The sequence below is a fragment of the Alishewanella maricola genome (assembly GCF_016343785.1).
GTDB lineage: Bacteria > Pseudomonadota > Gammaproteobacteria > Enterobacterales > Alteromonadaceae > Alishewanella > Alishewanella maricola.
Map to the genome: position 1 here is coordinate 57,483 of NZ_JAEINI020000012.1, position 24,813 is coordinate 82,295.

24 protein-coding genes, 4 tRNA genes and 1 pseudogene are annotated in these 24,813 nt (G+C 44.8%); 15 read left to right on the forward strand and 14 right to left on the reverse strand.

Annotation, left to right across the window (positions count from 1 at the left end):
* The first annotated feature begins 19 nt into the window (after positions 1 to 19).
* Together JAO78_RS14255 and folE are read left to right on the forward strand one after the other, a co-directional pair.
* Positions 20 to 373, forward strand: a complete 354-nt coding sequence (locus JAO78_RS14255) for a DUF2750 domain-containing protein (RefSeq protein ID WP_226752038.1) — start codon at positions 20 to 22, stop codon at positions 371 to 373.
* Positions 374 to 520: 147 nt separating this feature from the next.
* Entirely contained in the window at positions 521 to 1,162 is a 642-nt protein-coding gene (folE, locus tag JAO78_RS14260) for a GTP cyclohydrolase I FolE (protein WP_226752039.1), read from the forward strand.
* Positions 1,163 to 1,243: 81 nt separating this feature from the next.
* Here folE and JAO78_RS14265 read toward each other — a convergent pair whose 3' ends face one another.
* Positions 1,244 to 1,573, reverse strand: coding sequence for an EAL domain-containing protein (locus JAO78_RS14265; RefSeq protein ID WP_369413472.1), 330 nt, complete (start codon positions 1,571 to 1,573; stop codon positions 1,244 to 1,246).
* 521 nt (positions 1,574 to 2,094) lie between these two features.
* Between JAO78_RS14265 and JAO78_RS14270 the strand changes: the two genes are divergently transcribed.
* On the forward strand, positions 2,095 to 2,646 hold the full coding sequence (locus JAO78_RS14270) for a glutathione peroxidase (protein WP_226752040.1): 552 nt from the start codon (positions 2,095 to 2,097) through the stop codon (positions 2,644 to 2,646).
* Here JAO78_RS14270 and rnhA read toward each other — a convergent pair whose 3' ends face one another.
* The gene (rnhA, locus tag JAO78_RS14275) at positions 2,647 to 3,117 is read right to left on the reverse strand and encodes a ribonuclease HI (RefSeq protein WP_226752041.1); all 471 of its coding nucleotides are present in this window, start codon (positions 3,115 to 3,117) and stop codon (positions 2,647 to 2,649) included.
* 66 nt (positions 3,118 to 3,183) lie between these two features.
* Between rnhA and dnaQ the strand changes: the two genes are divergently transcribed.
* The 6 genes from dnaQ to JAO78_RS14305 all read left to right on the forward strand — a co-directional run bounded on the left by dnaQ (position 3,184) and on the right by JAO78_RS14305 (position 5,792).
* A complete protein-coding gene (dnaQ, locus tag JAO78_RS14280; protein ID WP_226752042.1) occupies positions 3,184 to 3,888 on the forward strand; it encodes a DNA polymerase III subunit epsilon in 705 nt (234 codons plus the stop codon).
* On the forward strand, positions 3,876 to 5,294 hold the full coding sequence (locus JAO78_RS14285) for a TIGR03503 family protein (RefSeq protein WP_226752043.1): 1,419 nt from the start codon (positions 3,876 to 3,878) through the stop codon (positions 5,292 to 5,294). The genes dnaQ and JAO78_RS14285 overlap by 13 nt, the downstream gene beginning before the upstream one ends.
* Positions 5,295 to 5,399: 105 nt before the next feature.
* Positions 5,400 to 5,476, forward strand: a tRNA-Asp gene (locus JAO78_RS14290).
* Between the two features lie 18 nt (positions 5,477 to 5,494).
* Positions 5,495 to 5,571: transfer RNA gene (locus tag JAO78_RS14295), tRNA-Asp, on the forward strand.
* Between the two features lie 26 nt (positions 5,572 to 5,597).
* Positions 5,598 to 5,674 (forward strand) — tRNA-Asp (locus tag JAO78_RS14300).
* 41 nt (positions 5,675 to 5,715) lie between these two features.
* Positions 5,716 to 5,792 (forward strand) — tRNA-Asp (locus JAO78_RS14305).
* An 879-nt stretch (positions 5,793 to 6,671) separates the two neighbouring features.
* Here the strand turns inward: JAO78_RS14305 and JAO78_RS14310 are convergent.
* From JAO78_RS14310 to JAO78_RS14340, 7 genes are all read right to left on the reverse strand, one after another.
* Positions 6,672 to 7,043, reverse strand: coding sequence for a DUF1840 family protein (locus JAO78_RS14310; protein ID WP_226752044.1), 372 nt, complete (start codon positions 7,041 to 7,043; stop codon positions 6,672 to 6,674).
* A gap of 237 nt (positions 7,044 to 7,280) precedes the next feature.
* Entirely contained in the window at positions 7,281 to 8,663 is a 1,383-nt protein-coding gene (locus tag JAO78_RS14315) for a diguanylate cyclase domain-containing protein (protein ID WP_226752045.1), read from the reverse strand.
* A gap of 55 nt (positions 8,664 to 8,718) precedes the next feature.
* Positions 8,719 to 9,927: a methyl-accepting chemotaxis protein gene (locus tag JAO78_RS14320; protein WP_226752046.1), complete on the reverse strand. Its 1,209-nt coding sequence runs from the start codon at positions 9,925 to 9,927 to the stop codon at positions 8,719 to 8,721.
* A gap of 496 nt (positions 9,928 to 10,423) precedes the next feature.
* Positions 10,424 to 10,834 carry a DUF6691 family protein gene (locus JAO78_RS14325; RefSeq protein ID WP_226752047.1) on the reverse strand — a complete coding sequence of 137 codons (411 nt, stop codon included), beginning with the start codon at positions 10,832 to 10,834 and terminating at the stop codon, positions 10,424 to 10,426.
* 12 nt (positions 10,835 to 10,846) lie between these two features.
* The gene (locus JAO78_RS14330) at positions 10,847 to 11,248 is read right to left on the reverse strand and encodes a YeeE/YedE family protein (RefSeq protein ID WP_226752048.1); all 402 of its coding nucleotides are present in this window, start codon (positions 11,246 to 11,248) and stop codon (positions 10,847 to 10,849) included.
* Between the two features lie 9 nt (positions 11,249 to 11,257).
* Positions 11,258 to 11,659, reverse strand: a complete 402-nt coding sequence (locus JAO78_RS14335) for a rhodanese-like domain-containing protein (protein WP_226752049.1) — start codon at positions 11,657 to 11,659, stop codon at positions 11,258 to 11,260.
* Positions 11,660 to 11,682: 23 nt separating this feature from the next.
* Positions 11,683 to 12,432, reverse strand: coding sequence for a sulfite exporter TauE/SafE family protein (locus tag JAO78_RS14340; RefSeq protein ID WP_226752050.1), 750 nt, complete (start codon positions 12,430 to 12,432; stop codon positions 11,683 to 11,685).
* Between the two features lie 112 nt (positions 12,433 to 12,544).
* Here JAO78_RS14340 and JAO78_RS14345 point away from each other — a divergent pair, with 112 nt between their 5' ends.
* Positions 12,545 to 13,420: an MBL fold metallo-hydrolase gene (locus JAO78_RS14345; RefSeq protein ID WP_226752051.1), complete on the forward strand. Its 876-nt coding sequence runs from the start codon at positions 12,545 to 12,547 to the stop codon at positions 13,418 to 13,420.
* Between the two features lie 101 nt (positions 13,421 to 13,521).
* Here the strand turns inward: JAO78_RS14345 and JAO78_RS14350 are convergent, their stop codons facing one another.
* The 3 genes from JAO78_RS14350 to tsaA are packed head-to-tail and all read right to left on the reverse strand — an operon-like array spanning position 13,522 to position 17,030.
* On the reverse strand, positions 13,522 to 15,243 hold the full coding sequence (locus JAO78_RS14350; protein WP_226752052.1) for a proline--tRNA ligase: 1,722 nt from the start codon (positions 15,241 to 15,243) through the stop codon (positions 13,522 to 13,524).
* Between the two features lie 52 nt (positions 15,244 to 15,295).
* On the reverse strand, positions 15,296 to 16,351 hold the full coding sequence (locus tag JAO78_RS14355) for a Kelch repeat-containing protein (RefSeq protein WP_226752053.1): 1,056 nt from the start codon (positions 16,349 to 16,351) through the stop codon (positions 15,296 to 15,298).
* Positions 16,323 to 17,030 carry a tRNA (N6-threonylcarbamoyladenosine(37)-N6)-methyltransferase TrmO gene (gene tsaA / locus JAO78_RS14360; protein ID WP_226752054.1) on the reverse strand — a complete coding sequence of 236 codons (708 nt, stop codon included), beginning with the start codon at positions 17,028 to 17,030 and terminating at the stop codon, positions 16,323 to 16,325. The genes JAO78_RS14355 and tsaA overlap by 29 nt, the downstream gene beginning before the upstream one ends.
* A gap of 171 nt (positions 17,031 to 17,201) precedes the next feature.
* Between tsaA and purU the strand changes: the two genes are divergently transcribed.
* On the forward strand, positions 17,202 to 18,035 hold the full coding sequence (purU, locus tag JAO78_RS14365) for a formyltetrahydrofolate deformylase (protein ID WP_226752055.1): 834 nt from the start codon (positions 17,202 to 17,204) through the stop codon (positions 18,033 to 18,035).
* Positions 18,036 to 18,061: 26 nt separating this feature from the next.
* Here purU and can read toward each other — a convergent pair whose 3' ends face one another.
* Positions 18,062 to 18,718 (reverse strand): carbonate dehydratase, encoded by a 657-nt coding sequence (gene can / locus JAO78_RS14370; protein WP_226752056.1) that lies wholly within the window; start codon positions 18,716 to 18,718, stop codon positions 18,062 to 18,064.
* Between the two features lie 350 nt (positions 18,719 to 19,068).
* Here can and JAO78_RS14375 point away from each other — a divergent pair, with 350 nt between their 5' ends.
* Entirely contained in the window at positions 19,069 to 19,596 is a 528-nt protein-coding gene (locus JAO78_RS14375; RefSeq protein WP_226752057.1) for an H-NS family histone-like protein, read from the forward strand.
* A gap of 54 nt (positions 19,597 to 19,650) precedes the next feature.
* Here the strand turns inward: JAO78_RS14375 and JAO78_RS14380 are convergent, their stop codons facing one another.
* Positions 19,651 to 20,403, reverse strand: a complete 753-nt coding sequence (locus JAO78_RS14380; protein ID WP_226752058.1) for a YciK family oxidoreductase — start codon at positions 20,401 to 20,403, stop codon at positions 19,651 to 19,653.
* A gap of 234 nt (positions 20,404 to 20,637) precedes the next feature.
* Between JAO78_RS14380 and JAO78_RS14385 the strand changes: the two genes are divergently transcribed.
* From JAO78_RS14385 to JAO78_RS14395, 3 genes and pseudogenes are all read left to right on the forward strand, one after another.
* Entirely contained in the window at positions 20,638 to 23,016 is a 2,379-nt protein-coding gene (locus JAO78_RS14385) for a VolA/Pla-1 family phospholipase (protein ID WP_226752059.1), read from the forward strand.
* A gap of 102 nt (positions 23,017 to 23,118) precedes the next feature.
* Positions 23,119 to 24,108 (forward strand): annotated as a pseudogene (gene sohB / locus JAO78_RS14390) (protease SohB).
* Positions 24,109 to 24,111: 3 nt separating this feature from the next.
* Complete coding sequence (locus tag JAO78_RS14395) at positions 24,112 to 24,780, forward strand: class I SAM-dependent methyltransferase (RefSeq protein ID WP_226752060.1); 669 nt, start codon at positions 24,112 to 24,114, stop codon at positions 24,778 to 24,780.
* The last annotated feature ends 33 nt before the right edge of the window (positions 24,781 to 24,813 follow it).

A 24,813-nucleotide genomic window follows, 5' to 3' on the forward strand; every position in this document is an offset into this window, starting at 1 on the left:
AATTTTTAGTAGGTTAATTATGTCTGAATTTGCACACGATCCAAGCTTTCAACGTTTTATCGAAGAGGCTAAAACCCATGGCGTAGTCTGGACTCTCGCTGATGGTGAAGACTTATTAGTGGTTGAATCGGTAGAATTTGAAGAAACAGATGTAATGCCCTTTTGGTCAAGCAAAGCGGATGCGCAAGCGCACTGCTCAGAAGAATGGTCAAGTTATAAACCTGAGCCAATCCCACTCGATGTGTTCTGTGATGGCTGGTTAAAAGAGATGTACGATGACGGCGTATTAATCGGCACTAACTGGGATGAATCACTCAATGGTCCTGAAGTCGAGCCGCGTGAATTGCTAGAAGCGCTGGCGCTTGTACAGTAATTAAACACCGTGCTACACCCTAAGCCCAGCCTTTGCTGGGCTTTCGTCGTTTAAGGGTGTAAAATAATAATATTATGATCTGGTCGCTAAACTGCTTTTCTTTGCAGTGCGTATAACAGATATTGCAAATCAGTATTTGGAAAAACTATGTTATCAGAAGCAGCAATGTTAGTCCGTAGTGCACTTGAGACGCGTGGTCTTGAGACTCCTATGCGTGATAACGGCTTGTCCCGCGATGAAAAATACGAAAAGATTAATCAGTTACTTACTGAGGTTGTCACCACCTTGGGGCTTGATCTCACCGATGACAGTTTAAGAGAAACGCCACATCGCATTGCTAAAATGTATGTTGATGAGGTTTTTGGTGGTTTGGATTATCAAAACTTTCCGAAGATGGCGCTGATAGAAAACAAAATGCAAGTTAACGAGATGGTCAAAGTGAAAGACATCAGCTTTACTAGTACTTGCGAGCATCACTTTGTGACCATCGATGGCAGCGCTACGGTGGCTTACATCCCTAAAGATAATATCATTGGCTTATCTAAGATTAATCGCATAGTGCGTTTCTTTGCACAGCGTCCTCAGGTGCAAGAACGCTTAACCCAGCAAATCTTAGTGGCGTTACAAGCCTTACTTGAAACAGACAACGTTGCAGTGACCATGGATGCGGTACATTACTGCGTGAAATCGCGTGGTGTGATGGATGTGAATTCTAAAACGCAGACTACGGCACTAGGCGGTATTTTCAAAGATGACGCTCGCACCCGAGCGGAGTTTTTAGCTCGCTAATCGCCGTTGATTGCGGGATATCACGGGGCTAATTGCTTTAAACAATTAGCCCCTTGCAGTTCTAAAAAAGTCGTGGCATTTTCAGCACTCAAAGGTTTGCTGTAGTAGTAACCCCTGAATTTCATGACATTGCATGTTTTCTAGTAACTTCAGCTGCTCTACTGTTTCAACCCCTTCAGCAAGAGTAATTAAATCCATTCTTTTAGCAATATTAATGATCGCACTGACAATCGCTTTATCGTCTTTATCATTTAGAATATCTTGAATAAATGATTGGTCTATTTTTAATTTTGTTAAGGCAAAACGCTTTAAATAACTAAATGATGAATAACCCGTACCAAAATCATCGACTGAAATTTTAAAACCTAGCTCAATGTTATACCAGCGAAGTAGTGCTTCAAAGCCAATGATTTTTTGCGTTGGGTGATATCTAAATGAATACCGACAGTGAGTTTATGTTCTTAGCTGATAATGGTTCTGCCACGCAAAAGGACCCATACTCAAAGACCCTCTTTATGGCACATCTTAAATTGATTTTCGTATAATTTATTGTCTGTTTTGTTAATGTAATCGTCGAAATAAGCCCTAACACTGGTCTTATCATGTGGATGTAAGGCTTTAACCCATAGATCATCTATCGTGCCCTTTTGAGCGCGAGCAATACTGTTGGGTTAACCCTGCATAGCAACGTGTAAGGCTCACCGTAGCTTCAAAGAAAAAATCTTAATTAGAGCAATAAGTTGTAGTGCTGTTAAGAATGATATTTTTTATGAGCACACAACCTTAGTGTGTTTAATTTGTAGTATTAATGCATTCAACCATAACTTGCTGCCTATGAAACTAGCATTAAACAAAATAAACTGCTTTTCGTCTGGTGGCGTATAGTCACTACCTAAGATCGTTCTTAGCGGTAAATACTTGGAGAAAGCGAAATGAAAAAAACACTTAACCTCGCGGCCGTGCTAGCACTGACCTTTTCGGTACAGAGCTTAGCCGCACAGTGCGGTAATATTCTCGGCCATTCAGTGCAGCAACTCAAAACCCGTGAAAGTGTCGATTTATGTGATGAATTCAAGGGTAAAACATTAATTGTGGTGAATACTGCCAGTAAGTGTGGCTTTACTCCGCAGTTTGAAGCCTTAGAAACGCTTTATCAAAACTACAAAGATCAAGGTTTAGTGGTATTAGGTTTCCCATCAAATGATTTTCGGCAAGAACACAGTGATGAAGAAAAAACAGCTGAGGTGTGTTATTTAACGTACGGTGTTGAGTTTCCAATGTTTTCAACCAGCAGTGTGCGCGGGGATAACGCTAACCCTGTATTCAAAGCCTTAATTGCAAAAACCGGTGAAAGCCCGTCTTGGAATTTCAATAAATATATTGTCAGTAAAGACGAGCAACAAGTGGTGCATTTTGGTAGCCGAACCAGCCCTGATGATCCAAAGTTTATTGCTGAGCTTGAAAAACTGCTTGCGGCAAAGTAATTACTGACTTTGCTCAAAAGCGCTATCAATCGCGGTGGCATTGTCGGTGGCTGCTGTTCTTGCTAGCTCATCACAGCGTTCATTTTCAGGGTGGCCGCTGTGGCCTTTTACCCAATGCCAAGCAATCTGATGTTTGCTGCAAGCGGCATCTAAACGTTGCCATAAATCTTGATTTTTAACCGGCTGTTTTTGACTGGTTTTCCAGTTATTGCGTTTCCAGCCCGCTAACCACTGCATGATCCCCAAGCGCACGTATTGGCTGTCCGTGGTCAAATCAACCTGGCAGGGGCTGGTCAGTGATTCTAAACTGACAATAGCTGCGAGCAATTCCATTCGATTATTGGTGGTTAGTCGGAAGCCGCCACTCAGTTCCTTACGATGTTGCTTGTAAAGCAAGACACTGCCATAGCCGCCAGGACCAGGGTTACCCAAGCAAGATCCATCGGTATAGATCGTAACAGTTTTCTGCATAAAGTCTTTCCTCAAAGCAAAACGGCGTATAATCTACCCTAATAGTAGGCAATAGCGAAAGCAGCAATGTTAAAACGTCAAATTATCTTAGATACCGAAACCACCGGCATTAACCCAAAAGATGGCCATCGTATTATCGAAATTGGCTGTGTTGAGCTGCTAAATCGGCGTTTTACCGGTAACAATTATCATGTTTATATTAATCCAGAGCGGGAAATTGAAGCTGAAGCTATCGCCGTGCACGGTATTACTAACCAACGTTTGCAACATGAACCCAAGTTTCGAGATATTGCACAGGGCTTTTTCGAGTACATTAAGGGGGCCGAATTAGTCATTCACAACGCCGCTTTCGACGTCGGTTTCATTGATCATGAATTTGCCCTGTTGCAGCCAAAACTCCCACCAGTGGCGGAGTATTGTGGCATTGTTGATACGCTTAAATTAGCGCGAGACTTGCATCCCGGCCAAAAAAATAACCTCGATGCACTGTGCCGCCGTTATGATATCAATAATAGCCATCGTACTTTGCACGGCGCCTTATTAGATGCCGAAATTTTGGCTGATGTTTATTTATTAATGACCGGCGGGCAGGTCAGTTTAAACTTAGCGGCGGAAGACGCGAACAATCAACAGGATCAGCAGGGGCCCTTGGTTATCCAGCGCAGTGGTAAGTTAAAAGTGATTAAAGCCAGCAGCCAAGAATTAACTGCCCATCAAAGTCGTTTAGATTTAGTGCAAAAGAAAGGGGGCAGCTGTTTATGGCGAGATTAATGCTACTGTGTTTTATGCTGTGTAATGTGTTTGTGCTGACCGTTGCTGCACAACAAGACTCGACGTTACCTGTTGCAACGCCAGAATCGGCCTCAGCGCAAACACCCGAGCCATTAATGCGCATGTTGGCAGACTTGCCATTACGTAATCAAATTCCCTTGTTAGATAATCGGTTTCGAATCGATGACGGTATTGAATCTATCACCTTGGTATTTTTTCGCCGACCGGGTTCGGCTTCTATCGTATTAGTGCGTCCCGATGGCAGTAAGGTGTTTTATAACACGGCGAAGCAAAACAACATTCGTTGGTTTGATGGCCCTTCCTACGATTTAATTGAAATTACTCAGCCGATGCCAGGGCCTTGGCAGGCCGTCGGACGAGTTTTACCCGAAAGTAAGATTTTGGTGCTGACCGATGTGGAATTAGATGTTGATCCTTTACCTAAACCGATGATGGTAGGGGAAACGTTTAAGTTAACGGCGCGGATGCTGCAAGATGGCAAAGCGATTAATGCGCGAGAATTTAAAGACATCTTGTCGCTACAAGTGGTTTTTACCAGTACCAATGATAAACGTTACGAAAACTTCGGCCGAGGTATGGTGGAAGTGGCCAACTTTCGTGATGATGGTCGTGGTTATGACATCAGTGCGCGTGACGGTATTTTTACCGGTGAGATAAATTTGGTATTTGGCCAAGGCGAGTGGATCCCGCGTTTTATTGTGCGTACGCCTTTGTACACTCGCGAAGTGGAACAAAGCGCCGTTATTATTGAACCTTCGCCTATTACGCTTAACGTACAGATGGCAACTAAAGCGGAGCAAAGCCATATTATTATGTTGGATGCGAATAGTGATCTGGTAGACGTCGACTCTTTGCTGTTCCAAGGGCAAATTCAATACCCAGATGGCGATATGCAATCATTCTCTTTAGTCGAGCCTACCACAACAAAGCAACTGCAGGTCGATAACCGCGGGCATGGTAGTTATATTTTGAATATGGCCGTTTTTGGCCAAATGCGCGATGGTCGAGAGTTTGTATTAAATTTACCTGAAGAGCGTTTTTTAGTGGCCATGCTGGCGCAGGAAGCGCCTGACTTAGGGCCCGCCGACACTGCAACCGAAGCCATTGTTGAGGTTGCCGAGCCGGTTGCCACAGAAGTACCTTGGCTTTGGATCATTCTGATTAATTTGTTTATTTTAGTGTTAGGCGCAGTAGCCATTTGGTTTGTGTTATCTGGCAAGCAGTTCAGCCGTTTGATGTTTTGGCGCAAAAAGACCGAGCCTGCTGCTACCGCCGCGGGAAATAAGACGGCCACAGCGGCGAAAGTGGACAACACAGCGAACAAGAAATCAGCAAAAAAGAAAGATGGAGAAGATATATTGGATCTTTCTATGCCAGATGGCTAAGGAATAGGCAAAAGCGGAAAAAAAGAAGTTGACTGAGTTTGGGGTAATCCGTATCATTCCCGCCGCACCAGACGATACCCAAATGAAATCGTTTGATGCTGGCGCGGAGCGGTAGTTCAGTCGGTTAGAATACCGGCCTGTCACGCCGGGGGTCGCGGGTTCGAGTCCCGTCCGCTCCGCCAACAATTTTGATGCTTTCCGGAGCGGTAGTTCAGTCGGTTAGAATACCGGCCTGTCACGCCGGGGGTCGCGGGTTCGAGTCCCGTCCGCTCCGCCACTAGCATCAAAAAAGCTTCCTGATCCGGAGCGGTAGTTCAGTCGGTTAGAATACCGGCCTGTCACGCCGGGGGTCGCGGGTTCGAGTCCCGTCCGCTCCGCCATTTCAGTTAGTGTGCCATTGAGCGTAAGCTCACTCCAGTGCGGAGCGGTAGTTCAGTCGGTTAGAATACCGGCCTGTCACGCCGGGGGTCGCGGGTTCGAGTCCCGTCCGCTCCGCCATTTTCATCTAAATCAGCCAGCTAATGCTGGTTTTTTTGTGCCTGCAAATTAAGTGAGCGGTAGTTCAGTCGGTTGCTGTTATAAAAGCAAGCTTCGGGGTCATATACCAAGACCCCTAACGTTTTCGCCGTGGGCGAGATACTTTCTTTTGTGTCGCCAAAAGAAAGTATCCAAAGAAAATGCGACCCCACTTCCGCTCGAAAGCCCGACTGCTCATGCGTTGTCCAAGGCGAAAACGTAACTCGCGCTATGCTTCGTCGCCGCACTCAAACACCCGTTTTCTTAAAACCTTGGCCAACGATGATCAGTCGGCTCGCTCTAAGGGGACTAAAATCCAGAGTAAGCTTTGGGGCAAATATTAAGACTCTATTGATCAGTTAATAGCGAAGTAAACGTTGGCTTAAGACGTCTTTTTCAGGGATGAAAAAGAGGAGCGTACACGGATGTATTTACCGCGTGCTCCAGTCGAAGTTTTACGGAGCGTTTAACATTTTCGCTGTTGGCGAGATACTTTCTTTTGTGTCGCCAAAAGAAAGTATCCAAAGAAAATGCGACCCCACTTCTGCTCGAAAGCCCGACTGCTCATGCGTTGTCCAAGGCGAAAACGTAACTCGCGCGGCGCTACCGTCGCCGCACTCAAACACCCGTTTTCTTAAAACCTTGGCCAACGATGATCAGTCGGCTCGCTCTAAGGGGACTAAAATCCAGCGCAAGCTCCAAGCTTCGGGGGCAGATACCAAGACTCTGTTGATGAGTTAGTAGCGAAGTAAGCTTTGGCAGGATACGTCTTTTTCAGGGATAAAAAAGAGGAGCGTGCACAGCTGTGTTGAAATTGAGCCTTGTCGCAATGACAGTGCGGTGATCGGTTTTGCAGGGGTGTTATGTAGAATGTTGCCAGATAACCGGCTCTTGCGCGTTATGGGCGGCTTGAAGAAGCTCTAACAGTGGAAAGGCGCGAGTTGATGCGCTAGGCAAAGGTTCTTCTTGAAGTTCAGCGGGTAATTCAACTAATTCATGCTGCATGTCATCTTGCTGTTGTTGGACTTCATCAGCAAGGCGGCTACGTTGTTGCAACAGCGCGATGGCTGTTGCCACGTCTTTAGCAGGGATAATACCGGTAGATTTCTTAATAGTCTGCGCTGAGTCGGCCATATAGGTTTGCGTGTTACAGTTCATCATTTGCAACATCTGTTCACCGGACTGTTGTAAATAAGATAGCGCACTCCAACTGGGGGTTGTGAAAGTAATCATCTTTGAATCCTCTATTTTAATCTGTGGAGTGGTCGTGCTATCGGCCAGTGCTCACTGTATTGTGATTAACGCAAGATGGAGCGCATAGGGTAAGATTCGCATTTAAGTATGGTTCAGATAAGCATAGATAGCGAATTAACGCGGTGTAACGTATTGTTATCAGCGAATACCTATCCGTCGTAAGTGACGCACGAGTTGAGCTGAACGGCTGATTTGCTATTTAGCTATCACAAACGACTAGGTTTGTTTTTTCTCCTGCTGGGACAATTTGTGACTGGCTTTTTGTTGATACATGGCTACGTCTGCTTGGTTTAGCAATGACTCAAGATCCTGTGCGTCGCTGGGGAAAAAGGCAGTGCCGAGGCTTAACTCAAATGCAACTGACTGACCATTGGCGAAAAAAGTCGCGCGTTTAAAGCTGGTCATGATTTTTTGCAGGATAGGCTGAATATCTTGCTGCTTGCTAATGCGTGGCATAATCACTAAAAATTCATCGCCTGATAAGCGGCAAGCAACATCAGAACTGCGTAAATTAATTTGGAGTAGCCTGGCAACTTCTTGTAAAAATTGATCGCCAATCGCATGCCCAAAGCGATCATTGATCAGTTTGAATTTATCTAAGTCTAAGCTAATGATACAAAATTCAGCTCGGGAGTTAATGAGCGTCTCTAACCATTTCATCGCGAAACGCCGGTTAGGTAATAAGGTTAAAGGATCTTGCAGCGAGTTAATTCGTGCGAAATGGTAACTATAAAATAAGCTAATAAAAACCAGCAGTAATAACAAACTAAAACCGTACCCAATCACACGAATATATGACGACGCTAATGCCGGGCCGTTGTAAGATGTTCCGGGTAATTCGGCAATCGCTATCAACCAGCTGCCGTTGATTAATCGGATCGTTTCGCTGCTAAAAGCCTCTGCAAACACGCTTTCATCACCGAAAAACACCTCGCCATTCGCACCTAAACCATCTTTACCACGGATTGCCAGTCGAGATTGTGCAGCAAGCTCATTCACACCGGCTAACTTGAACAGCTTGTCTATTTCGATGACCGCGCTACAGGTCCCCCAATACCGCTGATTGAACGGTGGATCGGTGAAGATAGGCATCCGCGCAATAATGGCTTGGTTGCCTTGGATTAATGTTAGCGGCCCGGCAATAAAAACCTCTTGTCGCTGCTTAGCTAATTCGACAGTGTGTAATTGTTCCGGTGACTGGCGGTAATCAAAGCCTATAACACTTTCATTACCTGTTAAGGGATAGACAAAACGGATCACGTTATCGGGAGCTAAAGCGATATTGCGCAAACTACTGGACTTTAAATATAAGGCTTCAGCCATACGCGTCAATTGTTCGTTATCAGATTGCGGATTAACCGAAATCAGCGTGGCTAAACTATCGGCTAAAAAAATATTGGAATTTAATTCAGACTCAATATTGGCTCGAACCGAGGATAACTGCTGACTCAGGCGTTCATGCTGATGAATTTGCATTAGTTCTGCGTAATTACGATGATAATACTCGACTAGCATTACCACACTGGCCATAAACGCGGCTAATGCGAAAAATAATAGCGATTTTTTATGACCATTCGCCTTGCCAAACACTTGTTTCATAAAGGAAACTTTAAGATATCAAACAGCGACATACAAATCCTAGCTAGCGGCGTGATCAATAGCCGGCCTTACGCGCAAAACGCCCGAGTTGTTGCTCTGTCGTGGCAGTACCCTCTAACAAATTTTTAGCGGCATCGTCAATGGAAGCCATTTGTTGATAAGCTTGATTGGTGATCTGCTGGATCGCACTTAAATGCTCATGGGTTTGTTGATATTTTTCTTCAAGGTTAGATACGCTGCTGGTGATGGTTTTCATACCACCCTGAGCCGTTAGCAACTCTTGCTGTAATAAAGCAAATTCATGATTCGTTTCATTAATTTGATTTTGAGCATCTTTTGCTTGTTGATTTAAGCTAGTGGATTCTTCTTTTGTTTCTTTTACCAAGCGCTCCATATCATTCAAAAAACCTGAAATTTGCTTCGTTGCTTCATTCACTTTGGCTGCCAGTGTTCGCACTTCGTCGGCAACAACGGCAAAACCACGACCGGCATCGCCCGCTCGAGCTGCTTCGATGGCGGCGTTTAAAGCCAGTAAATTGGTTTGATCTGAGAACCCTTCAACCATAACTAAAATCTGTCGGACATTTTCTGAGTTTTTTTGTAAACCGTTAATAGTGGCGGCAAAAGAGTCAAGCAATCGAGCAATCGCCGCAAGTTGTTGATTAAGTTGCTGCATTTGTGTGCTGGCAACTTGAGCTTTACTTACTGCAAGTTGTGTTACCTCGCCCATTTGATCGCTGCTTTGGACGATGTTCGTTAAATAGTTGATAACTTGTTCACTTTCTCGGCGAATTAAAGTATTGCGTTGCTCAGTTTCTTGTAAGTTTTTGCGAGTACTTTTTACTGCGATAGATACCTGCTCATTGATCTGATGCGTATTACGCGCTTGTTGATGCACATTGCCAAGTACGTCACTAAGTTGGCTAACGAATTGGTTAAATTCGTCCGATAATGTTCGGAACTCATCAAAGGTGAAGGCGGGTAAACGTTGGCTAAGATCAGCCCCAGAGCGATTACTGTCGTGTAAATTTTTGACTAAAGCCTGAACCGGGCGAACAATTAAATGCCACATATAGAAGACAGTAAAACTATAAGCGGCGCTGCCAACAACGAGCAACAACCACCAAAGTTGTTTGTTATCAGTGGTAGGGTAAGCAAGATACATCGCCAGCGCAAAGAACAGGGTAATAAACATTACATTACCCACTATCTTTCGGGTTAAGGTAAAAAAGAATCGCTGCTCTATCAGATGGTAAAGTGTCATAACCCGCTCCAGTAAAGATGCTGGTTTAGCCCAGCATGGGTATTTTTAACAGTGCAGAACGTGCAAGGCAAAGGCGGTAGGTTTGCACTGTTATCAATATAAAACAATAAACTAGTTTATGGTATGTGCCAATGTTTAAGCATACCACTGACCTTATCTCTTACCCCTGCTAGCCAGATAACCGGAAGTATCATTCCGTTGCTGCCCTACTGTACTTTGTGAATGCTGTAGCATACCAATCATGCATAGCATTTAAGCGGTAACATCATGCTAAGGGATTAAGGCTTTAGCAAAAAACGCGCTTAAGAGCATTGCGCCGTAAAACGTTGTGCAATTTGCATAGCTTATGATTTAGGGTATGAAATATTTTTAATAATAAGGAAGTTTACTCTTTTCATGTTGTGTCGCGGGGTATTTATTTACAGGTTTTTTGCGCTAGATCTTAACCATGAGCAAAAAACTCGTGGTTAAGAACGGCGTTAAAGAGGAGATAGATTTAGTTAAATTTAATTTTTCGAGTGAGCCACCATCCGAACACCATGCTTAGCACAAAACCGATGGTACCGGTGCTACCTGAGGTTAGAGCGGCAATAGCAGGGCCAGGGCAATAACCTAATAGGCCCCAACCGACACCGAAAATTAATGCCCCTAACAATAATTGGCGATCTACTTTGGTGCTCTTTGGAAGATAAAAAGCCTTTTCTAGGAAAGGGGCTGCTCGTTTTTGGCTAAAGTAAAAACCAGTAGAATAAACCACTAAAGCCGCGCCCATGACTAACGCTAAGCTTGGGTCCCAGTTATCAAGTACATTCAGAAAACCAATTACTTTTGCGGGATCGATCATCATTGAAATAGTGATACCCGCAGATAACAATAAGCCGGATAAAAATGCCACTAATGCTTTCATATTTACTCCTGCTTAAAATAAGCTTGCAACCAGCACGCCTGCTGCCATAAATACTAAGGTAGCACTAATCGAGCGTGGAGATAGTCTACCGATACCACAAACACCATGACCTGAGGTACAGCCGCTGCCCCAGCCCGTGCCTAAACCCACCAATAAACCGGCAATTAAGGTTTTAGTGTTTAAGTCAGGCGTAGTAAAGGTGAGATCTTGCATAAAAAAGCTTACCAGTAGTGGTGCAACTAAAAGGCCAGCCACAAACGCAAATCGCCAGCCTCGACCATCACGTTCAAAAATAAGCTGGCTGGCAATGCCAGAGATTCCTGCTATACGTCCTAACATGGTCATCATTAGCAATGCACCAAAGCCAATTAAACTGCCGCCAATTAGCGCAGATATCGGGGTGAAATTCTCCATTACGACTCCTTATTGCGTGACGGGTAAGCCTGCTTCTTGCCAGGCTGCCATGCCACCCGCGACCGAATAGACATCAGTAAAGCCCATGTTCTGTAACGATTCCGCGGCTAAAGCCGAGCGAGCACCTGAACGGCAAATTAAATACAACGGCTCCTGTGCTAATTGCGCTAAGGCTAACTCTGCGGCACAACCTGACGCCGCGACGGCGGGGTGGTTAGCCAATTGCATTTCTAATACACCGCGTGGGTAGTTAACGACACTGCTGATGTGTGCTTGAGCAAATTCGGCAGGCTCACGTACATCAATAATACGAGTTGATGGCTGTTTTTCTAGCTGCGCCGCGAGTTGCTGAATATCGACTTCTTTGATACGTTCTTTTGCTTCGGCCACTAATTGTTGTGCTGTTTTCATTATAAATCCTCCAAAAAAACAGTTTATAAAACAGATTGATAAATCACTACACCCGCCATGATCGCCAAGAATACGGCAAAGCCCTTTTGTAAGATCGCTTTCGGTAATCTGCGATTGAGCCAACCGCCAACATAACTTCCCAAAATACCGGCCACAACCATGATAGTGATGGCGTGCCAATCAAATACCAAGCCTTGTGCATGAAACACACTGTAGTATTTTGCAAAACCGACAAACGATTTTAACGCAATGATCATTAAGCTGGTTGCTACGCCGATATGAAGGGGTAACCCGGCCAATAATACTAATGCGGGAACGATTAAGAAGCCCCCTCCAACCCCCACAAAACCAGTAATAGCACCGACAACTAAGCCATCGGCAATGACTTTAATATGATGAAACGTTTTGGGTTGATCAATCATCGTGACTTTGCTGCGCCACATCATTATTGCCGCAACCACCATTAAGGACGCGAAGACTAATAACTGCCAGCGGCTATCTACTAAGGTGCCTAGCCAAGCGCCACCATAAGTTCCTAACATTCCGGGTACACCAAACCATAAAACATGGCGCCAACTGATTAAACGGCGAAACATATTGTGGATTGAACCAAACAAGCTGATCAGCGCTACTATTAATAACGAAGACGCGATGGCCAATGATGCGGGCATGCCAACCAAATACAACAACACCGGTACGGTCAGGATCGAACCACCTGACCCGAATAACCCCAAGCTAAGCCCGATGATTAAAGCACCTATTAATACCAACATGGCCACTCCTATATTCTTTTATGGAATATGCATATAACGGAATTGCATTCTATGGGCTTTTTCGTTAAGCTGCAATCAAAATTTAGCATTAACTAAAGTAAGGGCTGAAAAAATGAGTAACCTAGATAATCTGCATATTGAAATGTTCTTTGATAATGATAGCGCAACTTGCAGTTATGTGGTTGTTGATAAAGCAACGGCTAAAGCGGCAGTGATTGATCCAGTACTTGATTACGATGCCGCCGCAGGGCAGGTTAGCACAGAGGCCGCAGATAAGATTTTAGCGTACTTAGCTGAGCAAGGCTGGCAATTACAGTGGATTTTAGAAACCCACGCCCATGCTGATCATCTTTCTGCCGCGCATTACCTAAAGCAAAAGACAGCAGCACCCATTGCGATTGGTGAGGGGATCCGGAAGGTTCAGCAAACGTTTAAAATGGTTTTCAATATCGCTGATGCAGAATTAATGGGCACGGGTGATTATTTTGATAAGTTATTTGCAGATGGTGAAACGTTTAACATCGGCTCGGTTACCGCGACGGTGATTAATACACCTGGTCATACTAACGACAGTGTCAGTTATTTAATTGCTGGCAATGTGTTTGTAGGTGATTCACTGTTTATGCCTGATGGCGGTACGGCACGTTGCGATTTTCCGGGTGGTGATGCTCATATCTTGTTCCGTTCTATCCAGCGTTTATATCAGTTGCCAGCAGAAACGGTTGTTTATGTTTGCCATGATTATCAACCGAATGGTCGTGAATTACGTTTTAAAACGACGATAGCAGAACAAAAACAGCAAAATATCCATGTGAAAGCTGACACCTTTGAAGCAGATTTTGTACAAAAACGTGAAACACGGGATAAAACCTTAGCTGTACCGCGACTGATTTATCCTTCGGTACAAGTGAATATTCGCGCTGGGCAACTGCCTCAAGCAGAAAGTAATGGTGTGAGTTACGTTAAAATACCTTTAAAACAAGTATAACAACCACGTGATGATGCGAGCTTAGAGTATTTTACACCCTAAGCTCGCCAAGCGATAATAAAACAGCCGCCCGCAATCAGTCGAAACTGCTGTTGTAGGTGCTATTTGAGCAAAGCCGTAAATTGACTGACTAATTGGTCTAAATCTAACAGCTGCTTTTCACCTGTGCGGCGATTTTTGTATTCAGCCTGACGGTTATCGAGGTTACGCTCGCCAATCACAATGCTGTGAGGCACACCAATCAGTTCCATGTCGGCGAACATCACACCCGGGCGCTCTTTACGATCATCAAAGAGTACGTCAATACCTGCAGCTTTAAGTTGTTGATATAACAGCTCAGTGGCTTCAGCTACACGCACTGACTTGTGCATATTCATTGGGATCAACACCACTTGGAAGGGCGCTATTGCGTCAGGCCAAATAATACCGTATTCGTCGTGGTTCTGTTCAATCGCGGCGGCAACAATGCGTGACACACCCACACCATAACAGCCCATGGTCATAATTTGGTGTTTACCTTCTTCATTCAATACACCGGCTTTAAGCGCTTGAGAGTATTTATCACCCAATTGGAAGATATGACCCACTTCAATACCACGCTTAATCACTAAGTGACCAAAACCACAAGGGCTGGGGTCGCCTTCAACGATATTACGAAGGTCGGCAACCTGGTAATCAGTGATATCGCGATCCCAATTGACGCCGGATAAATGGTAACCGTCTTTATTGGCACCCACAACAAAATCAGCAAGGTGTGCGGCGCTGCGGTCAACAATCACCGGGATGGTTAAACCCACAGGACCGACTGAGCCAGGTGCTGCGTTTACCAGTTGACGAATTTGCTGTTCGTTAGCAAATTGCAGGGGTACGGCAACTTGCGGTAATTTCTCCGCTTTAACTTCATTCAGCTCATGATCGCCGCGAACCACTAATGCAACTAGGGATGCCGGTGCATCATCCTTGGCAACGCCAACAACAAATAAGGTTTTCGCAATTTGCTGTTCGCTGATGTTTAATAACTCTGCTACAGCAGCAACAGTGCCGACATTTGGCGTGGCAACTTCTTGCATGCTTTGCGTTGCGGCTGGGCGTTCGCCCGCTGGCGCTATTGCTTCGGCCATTTCGATATTCGCGGCATAATCGCTGGTATCAGAGAAGGCAATGGCATCTTCGCCGGAAGAGGCCAACACATGAAACTCGTGCGAAACACTACCGCCAATCGCGCCGGTGTCGGCAAGCACAGGCCGATAGTCTAAGCCAAGACGATTAAAGATATTGCAGTAAGCGCGATACATGGCATCGTAGGTTTGTTGTAATGAGTCTTGGCTTAAATGAAATGAATACGCATCTTTCATTAAAAACTCACGCGCGCGCATCACACCAAAACGAGGCCGACGCTCATCACGGAATTTGTTTTGAATTTGATATAAGCTCAGTGGCAGCTGTTTATAGCTGGTGATTTCGCGACGAACCAGATCAGTAATCACTTCTTCATGTGTAGGGCCTAATACGAAATCGCGCAGATGACGGTCTTGAAAACGCAATAACTCGGCGTCCATTTTCTCCCAGCGCCCCGATTCCTGCCACAGTTCAGCCGGTTGTACCATCGGCATCAGTACTTCAATGGCACCGGCGTTGTTCATTTCTTCACGAACAATTTGCTCTACCTTACGCAACACTCTGACACCAGTAGGTAAGTAAGTGTATAAACCAGAAGATAAACGGCGGATCATACCAGCGCGAAGCATTAATTTGTGACTAATCACTTCGGCATCTGCTGGCGTTTCTTTCATCGTAGATAATAAATACTGACTGGTGCGCATGAGGCTCTCTGTAAAAAAGACTTAAAAAATTACCCTCATTCTAACAACGGATCTACTCAGGCAGAAGTTTAATCTGATGTTTAATGAGCTTATTTGTGACTTCTTGCTCTAAAAGCATGCCGCCAAGGCTGTATAAACCATCAGGTAACTCGATTAGACCTCTTAAATCCATTATCGCTGTTGTATTTTCAGCGGCTAACCAGCGTTGTTGTTTTGGAGAATATAACCAAACAGCAGCACTGGGGGTGGCAACTAGATTTTGATAATCACGACCATTCAGTTGATAAGGCACATTACTACCGCCGATAAACACGGCCATTTCTTCGCCGTTGACGTTAACGGTGGCTGCGGCTAAACGGTAGCGAGCATGGCCAGTGGGGTGGGGAATGCTTTGCCAGGCGATGCTATTGGCATTGTTACCCAGCTTTCCAGCCCAACATTCAGCCACCGGTTGTTGTTGTGGGCTGCTGTGATGATAATCCAAGGTTACGCCATCACAGACAATTAATTGATCTGCGGCAACAGCAGCTGCTAAACCAAAGGCAGGTTTACCGGGAAATGGTGTTGCTTGCGACCAGCGCTGGGTGAAATTATCAAATAACTGCACCACATTAACGGCACCGTATTCACTAAAACCACTGATGAGATAAATGTAACGATTTTGATAAGCCACGGCGGCCGCGTGATCGACCGGTACTGGCATATCATTTAAACGCGAATAGCGACGGGTGATGGGATCGAGCCGGTAGCTATCAGCTGCTGTCGTGGTTTTACCATCGCTTTGTACAAAAGCGCCGCCCAGAATGAAAAAATTATTGTTTAAGGCCACGGCACTGGCCCCAATGCGGCCTTGAAGCCGTTGTTGATTGGGTAAGATAGGTAAGGTTGTCCAGTTATATTCGCCAAGCGTATGTAACCACACTTTATCATGGATCTGTGCGCTGGTTTTTGCTGGGCCTATGCCGCTTGCAGAAAGCAGATAGGTTTTCCCTCGAACTGTGGTGGCTGCTACGGCATTATTACTGACAGGCTCAGGCAGCTCGGGCAGGGCGAAGCAAATAAAACTGGTGGCCAATAAGCTAAGGTAGCTGCATGATTTCAGTAACATGGTTGTGTTCTCCGTCGACGGTCCATTTAATATTAAATTCGTATAGGGTCATGCCATAATGTTGAATGTCAGCCCGTTGTTTTTTATAGGGTGGCCGTGGATCCTGTTTTAAAACCTTTTCAATAAAAGTGCGTAAATGCGGATAGTGCTTTTGTTGCTGGCAAAATTGTTCAGCATTTTCAGACATTGATACGGTCATCATGGTCTCTGGTGCGGCATCGGCAAAGCCACCATTTGCAGCAGGTAGCGCATCAGAATAGGGCAGATAAGGTTTAATGTCCAAAATGGGCGTGCCATCTAATAAATCTAACCCGCTGATCAAAATCTGTAATTTACCGTTTTTTCGAGTAACCCCATCTAGTTTTACGACCGATAAGCCAATTGGATTAGGTCGAAAGGTGGCGCGTGTGGCAAATACGCCTTTTCGGGTGTTGCCACCTAACCGAGGGGGACGGACTAACGGCGACCAACCCTTGTCTGCCGTTTCATGAAAAACAAAAACTAACCAGAGGTGACTAAAGGCTTCGATACCTCGCACGATCCCTTCATCGGCATAGTCAGCTTCTAATTCAATACTGCCACAGGCTTCTGCGATTAAACCTGGTTGTCTTGGTATGGCAAACTTTTGTTTATAGGGTGATTTAATATAGCCGATGCTATTAAATTGATACTGAGCCATCTTCAGAAATATCTTGGTTAATAAGCAGAAAAACAATCAGCTATTATGCAAGCCCCCCGTTAAAACAACAAGTAAACTTGCCCTTTACTATCAGAAGTCTAAATGGCTTTGACGCTAGACGTTTAAGTTGTCACAATACGTAGGTCTTTTTATTATTGAATTAGTGTCATTATGGAACAGCGTATTTTATTAACTGAGTGTCCCGATTCAAAAGGGCTGATCGCGCAGATCACCAATATTTGTTACAAGCACCAACTGAATATTATTCGTAATACTGAATTTGTTGATCCGGTAACCGGTCAATTTTTTATGCGTACCGAATTAGACGGCATTTTTAACGAGCACACCTTATTACAAGATTTGGATCGGGCTTTACCGCTAGGCAGTAGCCGCAGTTTGTTGTGCCGGCAGGCGAAAAAAGTCGTCGTGTTGGTCACAAAAGAAGCGCATTGTCTGGGTGATATTTTGATGAAAGTATATGATGGCTCGCTATCATTAAATATCGCGGCGGTTGTTGGTAATCATCCTGAATTAGCCGCATTGGCGCAGCGTTTTGATTTACCGTATCATTTTATTAGCCATCAAGGGCTGAGCCGAGCTGAGCATGAAGCCGCGTTGTTACAGGTGATCACACCTTATCAGCCTGACTATCTTATTCTCGCCAAGTTTATGCGGATTTTAACACCCCGTTTTGTCGCGCATTATCCGAATCGTATCGTGAATATCCATCATAGTTTTTTACCGGCTTTTATTGGCGCTAAGCCCTATCAACAAGCCTTTGAGCGTGGAGTGAAAATCATCGGAGCAACCGCGCATTTTGTGAATGAGCAACTCGACGAAGGGCCAATTATTCAGCAAAAAGTAGCTGCGGTAGATCACAGCTACAGCGCTTTGGATATGGAAAAAGCCGGCCGTGATGTGGAAAAGGCGGCATTGAGTGAGGCGCTACAATTTATTACAGAGGATAGGGTCTTTGTGCACGGTAATAAAACCGTGATTTTATAGGGCGCATGTCTGCGGCCCCACGGTGTTTAGTCTGCTAAACTGGGATCGTCATGTAAATCGAGCGCATAGATCTCATCAATTTGATCAATACTTGAGTGACTGACTCGTAAGTCTTTCACTCGACCGTTACGCAAACTATATACCCAACCATGCACGGTTAAAGCCTGATCGCGCTCCCATGCCTCTTGCACAAAGGTGGTGTGACACAGGTTACGCACCTGCTCCATCACATTAAGCTCAATCAGTCGATTGACACGTTGGTCTTCGTCCTCGATTAAATCTAGTTCGTTACGATGCATGGCATAGACATCTTTAACATTACGCAGCCAGTTATCGACGAAGCCAACACGCTGTTTCATCATGGCTGCCCGCACGCCGCCACACCCGTAATGGCCCACTACTAAAATATGTTTTACTTTTAATACTTCGATAGCGTATTGCAACACAGAAAGGCAATTCATATCCGAATGCACCACTAAGTTGGCAACATTGCGGTGTACAAACAATTCACCTGGCATCAAACCGACAATTTCATTCGCCGGTACACGACTATCCGAGCAACCAATCCACAAATATTCAGGGGCTTGTTGCTCTGATAATTGTTTAAAAAAGCCAGGTTGCTCGCGTTCAATCCGATCCGCCCATTGTCGATTGTTGATAAATAACTCTTTGAAATTTGACATTAAACAATCCAACTGAAGGCGTGATGCGCCACAATAACGATTTTTTTGCTGCTGACAAGCCCGACCAGCCGGCAATACGAGTGAGAACATGGTGATCCTACCTAACTGTTAGGGGCGTTGTCACGGAAATTAAAAAGGTTATTTATATGTTAAAGTAACAAAATGATAAGACTAACAGTTAAAACTTTTTTACTATTACATTATCTAGCTAGTTTTAATTATTTAAGATGACTTTTATTAACGCTAGCTGAATAATTATTTGGATTAATTTATTCAATACGAAAGAAATACTTTAATTATTTTACTTTATTCGATATTCTAGAGCTGTAATATTACTTGGGAGTATTAAAATGTCGTTATTACTTGATAAGCGTGAATTAAAGAAAGCCGCAAAAGAATTAACGCTGGCTAAATTAAATGATGTGCTAGACACATTAAATTCAGTATTGGTTGAACGCCAATCTGAAATTGACGCCATCAGTGAAATTGAACGTTTTGCCCGCGAAAAAGGATTTACGTTGGAACAGCTTGGCTATAAGCAAGTACAAGATGTGATGCCAGAAGAGAGCGTCAGTGTAGCCAAAGAATCAAAACGTCCGGTTAAACCAAAGTTTAAAACGTTAAACAAAGCCAGCCAGTATTTCTATGTTGAAGATGGCCAATTACAATTACTGCGTACTCACACCATGAAAAAAGGGTTACAAGCACGGGGTATTGAAGTTGTGCCGGTCAATAAAGTCGATAAAAAGTTTGCTAAAGATATTGAACGTTTATTAGATGAAGCGACAGAGCAAGCTACCGCCAACTTTAATAGCAAAGTGGTCGTTTGGAATGCTTGGGCTGCTGAAAACGGTGCTGAGATATTAGAGCCACGTTAATACGGCAAAGATAAGACATAAAAAAACCGGCATTGCCGGTTTTTTTATGTCTGTTTATTTAATCTGTGCATCTAACGATTGGCCATTAATACCGATACTATCGTCAGACATTAAATACAGATACAACCACATTAAATCTTCTGGTGTTTTTAACGTTGCCGCATCTTCACCCGGGTATGCACGCGCCCGCATACTGGTTCGGGTAGCACCAGGGTTAATACAATTACAACGTACGGTAGTGTCTTCATACTCGCTAGCAATAATTTGCATTAAACCTTCGGTAGCAAACTTTGATACCGCGTATGGCCCCCAAAACGCTCGACCTTGCCGACCCACGCCAGAAGAGGTAAACACGATAGACCCTTGCTGACTTAACTTTAAAACAGGCAGTAACGCCTGTGTCATCAACATGGCGCCTGTGACATTGACTTGCATAATGTCTTGCCAGCTGGCTAAGTTAATATGCTCGAACGGCGACAACACGCCTAAAATTCCTGCATTGTGTAATACGCCATCGAGTTTACCGAACTCTGCTTTAATGGTAGCGGCCATGTCGTGATAATTTTTTGCGGTCGCGCCTTTTAAATCTAACGGGATGATGGCTGGCTCAGGATATCCCGCATTCACAATTTCATCGTATACGGCGGTTAGTTTATGGGTGGTTTTACCCAATAAAATAACTGTCGCCCCAAAACGGGCGTAGGTTAAAGCGGCAGTTTTGCCAATGCCATCACCGGCGCCAGTAACTAAAATAACTTTATTAAGCAGTGCGCCAGCGGGCGCAGAGTAGTGTTTTGGTGCTTGCATTAACGGAGCCCCTGACTGAAAAAAACGGCAACAGGATACTTGGAAAAACCCGCTTTTGCACTCTTCTTGATGAAACTTCAGTTTATCTGTCTTTTTGCTCTAGCGATTTGCTAAAGTTTGAGTTAACTTTAACTGGTCGTAGCTGTTCGTTAGGGCAGTCACTCTAATTCAGAATAAGTGAAGCAAACTTATGCTTTGCAATAAAAAATACCAGTGATGGACAGGGGAGATAAAATGAAGAGATTGGCAATAAGCATTGCAGTAATCACCGCTTTAGGTTTAGCTGGCTGTGGTGATTCAATAGAAGATATCAAACAAGATGTAGCGGTTGAAGGTACGGTAACACCGAGTGCACGGGTTATATTTGACCCCACAGCAGGCAACGTTTCTGTACCAAACGATTTACTTTTTCAGGGTACTACTGATGGTACGCTCACGCTTGATAGCGGTGCTACCCCTGATTACACCAATCCACAAGTTGCATTGGGTGCTTTAGATGGTTGGTCTACGCAAAATCCGTTTACCATTGCCTTAAGCTTTCCTGCTGGTGTGACGTTAAATATGGACTCGGCGGCAGCACCTGGCTCTGTGCGTGTTTTTAAAGCCGTAATGGGTGATCCTGCGTCTCCTGAGACAGATTGTCGCGCTGTACCCCGTGGTGCCGCCTGTAAAATTGTTGCTGAATTACAATACGGTGTGGATTTCGTTTCTGCTGGTAGTGGCAACAGTGTTGCTGTAGTGCCATTAAAACCACTTGAATCTGCCACGACTTATCTTTTAGCGTTAACTAACGGTTTAAAAGACAGCACCGGTGCAGCCGTAAAACCTTCAACCACTTATGAATTAGTGAAACAAGACCTGAGCACTTTACCACTGGCCACGGATTCTCAGCGTGCCTTACAAGGTGTTATCAACAGCTTTGAAAACGTGATGGTGCGTGATCAAGGGCTACCCAAAACCAGCATTATTTATTCTGCGGCCATTACCACGCAATCAACAGGGGTTGTGTTAGCTAACTTAAAGCAGTTAATGGCATCGCCAACACCAACAGGTTATGCACCTACCGGTTTGGCTATGCAAAACACCGGTTTGACGGTTTCGCAACTTAACCCTGCTTTTGCCAGTCAGCCGGCTTTTACTATTACCCGTTTGTACCAAGGTAGTTTAACGCTGCCGTACTTTTTAGGTAAACCTTCTGAAGCGAATATGACCGCGCCGTTAAATACGCGTTGGACTGCACGTTGTGACAGTGGTGCTATTATTGCAGCCTTACCTGCTAGTATGAAACCCGAAACGCCGGTTTCTGAAAATGACGGTTTTTGTCAGGCGGTAACTTCAGGTGCGCTTCGCGATCTGGGTGTGGATAGTGCTCGTCATTTAACTAAGTTTAACGTGATCCCTGCTATCCGCAGTTATGAAACCGTTGGTGTGCAGATGACCGTGCCTGATGGAAATGTTATTTCAATGCCTGAAGCCGGTTGGCCATTGGTGATATTGCAGCACGGTATTACTTCTAAAAAAGAAGATATGCTAGCTGTTACAGGTGCCTTAGCTTCGCAAGGTTTCGCCACTATTGCCATTGATCACCCGTTGCACGGCAGCCGTGGTTTTACTCAAGCAACTGAAACCGGCAACTTAACGTTTAATGCCTCTACTAACTCTGCAACCGATTATATGAATCTGAGCAATCTGTTGGTGACTCGGGATAATTTGCGTCAAAGTATTGCGGATATGTTGGCGCTGCGTTTTGCTATAAATAACCTTACCGGTGTGACCATTGATAAAAGCCGCGTACAGTTTTTAGGGCATTCGTTAGGGGGCATTACAGGTACCAGCATGGTGGCGTTAGCGAATAGCACCACCGGCAATGCTGCTTTAGATGCCGCGTTTAAAGTTGAAAGCTCGGTATTAGCAATGCCAGGTGGTGGTATTGCTAACTTCTTATTAGACTCGCCACAATTTGGCCCACTGATTAAAGCCAGTGTGATGTTAGGCGCGGGTGGCCAATTAACCAGTGAGTTTGTCACTTATGTGGCTACCAATACTGATTGCGGTGCACCAACTGCGGCAACCGCTGCAACTTGGCCGACTTGTGCGGCGCCGGTGGTTAATCAGTACCTTGCTAGCTTAAGCCAAACAGGCAATACAGCACAGCAAGCGCGCATTACTGCCACCTTAAGTCAGTTTGCCTTTGCTGCGCAAACCGTGACCGACAGTGGTGATCCAAACAACTACGCAAAAGCCTTAGTCAGCAGCGGTACACCTACTTTTATGATTGAAGTAGTGGGTAATGGTGCGGATAGATTGCCAGATCAAGTGATCCCGAATGGCTTCTTTAATCCATTAACGGCGTTAGCCAATGGCCGTATGGCATTAGCCGGTACAGAACCACTGGCACGCTTATTAAGTGCCGGCTCAGTACCCGCTCAAGCGCCAGGTGTTGCGTTAACAGGCAATGCGATTACCCGTTTTAACGCGGGTGCGCACAGTTCAATTTTAAGCCCTGCAAGTAGCGCAGCTGCTACCGGTGAAATGCAATATCAAGCCGTGACGTTCTTTTTAAGTCGGGGTACACAAATTGGTATTCAAGATACTTCGGTGATTGTAAACTAAGCTTTGCTTAGCGTTTAACCACAGCCCGGTTGCACTTGCACCGGGCTGTTGCTTTTATTAGGGTATGATGCACCTTTATTATTCATTGTAAGGAGACAGGCTTTGGCATTTTTATATGAATACGGCATTTTTTTGGCGAAGGTTGCTACCTTGGTGGTGGCATTAGCGATTGTGGTGGCCATTATGGCAGGCGCTGCGATGAAAACGCGTCAACGTAAAGGTCAATTGTCTATTACGGATCTCAGTGAAGAGTATCAGCACAATCAGCAACTGTTACAACAGCAACTGATGGATAAAAAAGCCTTCAAGAAATAGCAAAAAGCCCAATCAGCAGAAAAAAATCAAGTGCAGCCAACACTCTTTGTCATTGATTTTAATGGCAGTATGGATGCGAAAGAAACCGACGCGTTACGCGAAGAAATTAGCGCCATTTTGGCAGTAGCCACGTCAAAAGATGAAGTATTGTTAAAGCTCGAAAGTGGCGGTGGTGTAGTGCATGGTTATGGTTTAGCCGCCTCGCAGTTAGACAGGCTAAAACAACAAAAGATCCCACTCACTATAGCCGTGGATAAGGTAGCCGCCAGCGGTGGCTATATGATGGCCTGCGTTGCCGATAAACTATTGGCGGCACCTTTTGCGATTATTGGCTCTATTGGTGTTATTGCACAAATACCTAATTTCAATAAATTATTAAAGAAAAACGATGTTGATTTTGAACAGTTCACCGCGGGTGAATTCAAACGCACTGTAACCTTGTTTGGTGAAAACACCGCAAAAGGCCGTGAAAAATTTCAGCAAGAATTAGAAGAAACCCATGTGCTGTTTAAAGACTTTGTCAGCCAACAGCGGCCAGTGTTGGATATCGACAGAGTGGCTACGGGTGAACATTGGTTTGGCTATCAAGCCCTTGCTTTAGCATTGGTAGATCAATTGCAAACCAGTGATGATTACTTGTGTAGTATGTTTGCCGAGCGAAAAGTACTACAGGTGAAGTTTCAATTGAAAAAAGGCTTGGCAGATAAACTGGGTGCAGGTGGCGCAAGCTTTGCTAGTGGTATCTGGCAAAATCTGCAACAACGCCGTTGGTGGTAACACATGGACGCAGCATTTTGGCAGGCGTGTTGGCAACAAAATAAACTCGGCTTTCAATTAGCTCAACCGCATCCGCTGTTGCAGCGTTGGTTGCCGCAGATCTTGGCCGAGCAGCCAAGGCTGACTGAAATCGTGGTACCGTTGTGTGGTAAAAGCCCTGATTTGCTATTTTGTCAGGCTTTGCGGCCGGTTCTGGGTATTGAGTTATCGGACATCGCTTGTCATGCTTTTTTTGCTGAAAATCAGCTGGCGCATACTGTTACAACAGCACATCCATTAGCCGAGCAGGGCTTTATTCGTTTTCAAGCTGAAGCGTTACAACTGTTACAAGGTGATTTCTTTCAATTGCCTGATAGTCGCGTCAACGCCAATAACCTTATCTACGATCGCGCGGCATTGATTGCGCTCCCTTTGGAAATGCGACAACGTTATGTTGAAAAATTAGATAACTGGTTAGAGCAGGGAGCAGTATTGCTGCTGATCAGCCTAGAATACCCCGAGGATGAAAAAGCAGGGCCACCTTTTAGTGTCACTAGCGCTGAGATAGAGCAGCATTTTGCAAAGCGACAGGTACAATTGCTAGAACAAGTGGATATTACCGGGCAAGGCTTTGCTCGGCGTCGTTTTGAAACATCACGTTTATGTGAAAAAGTGTATCTAGTTCAGGCATAAAGAGAGGAAAAACGCTACCCGCAACATCGGTGG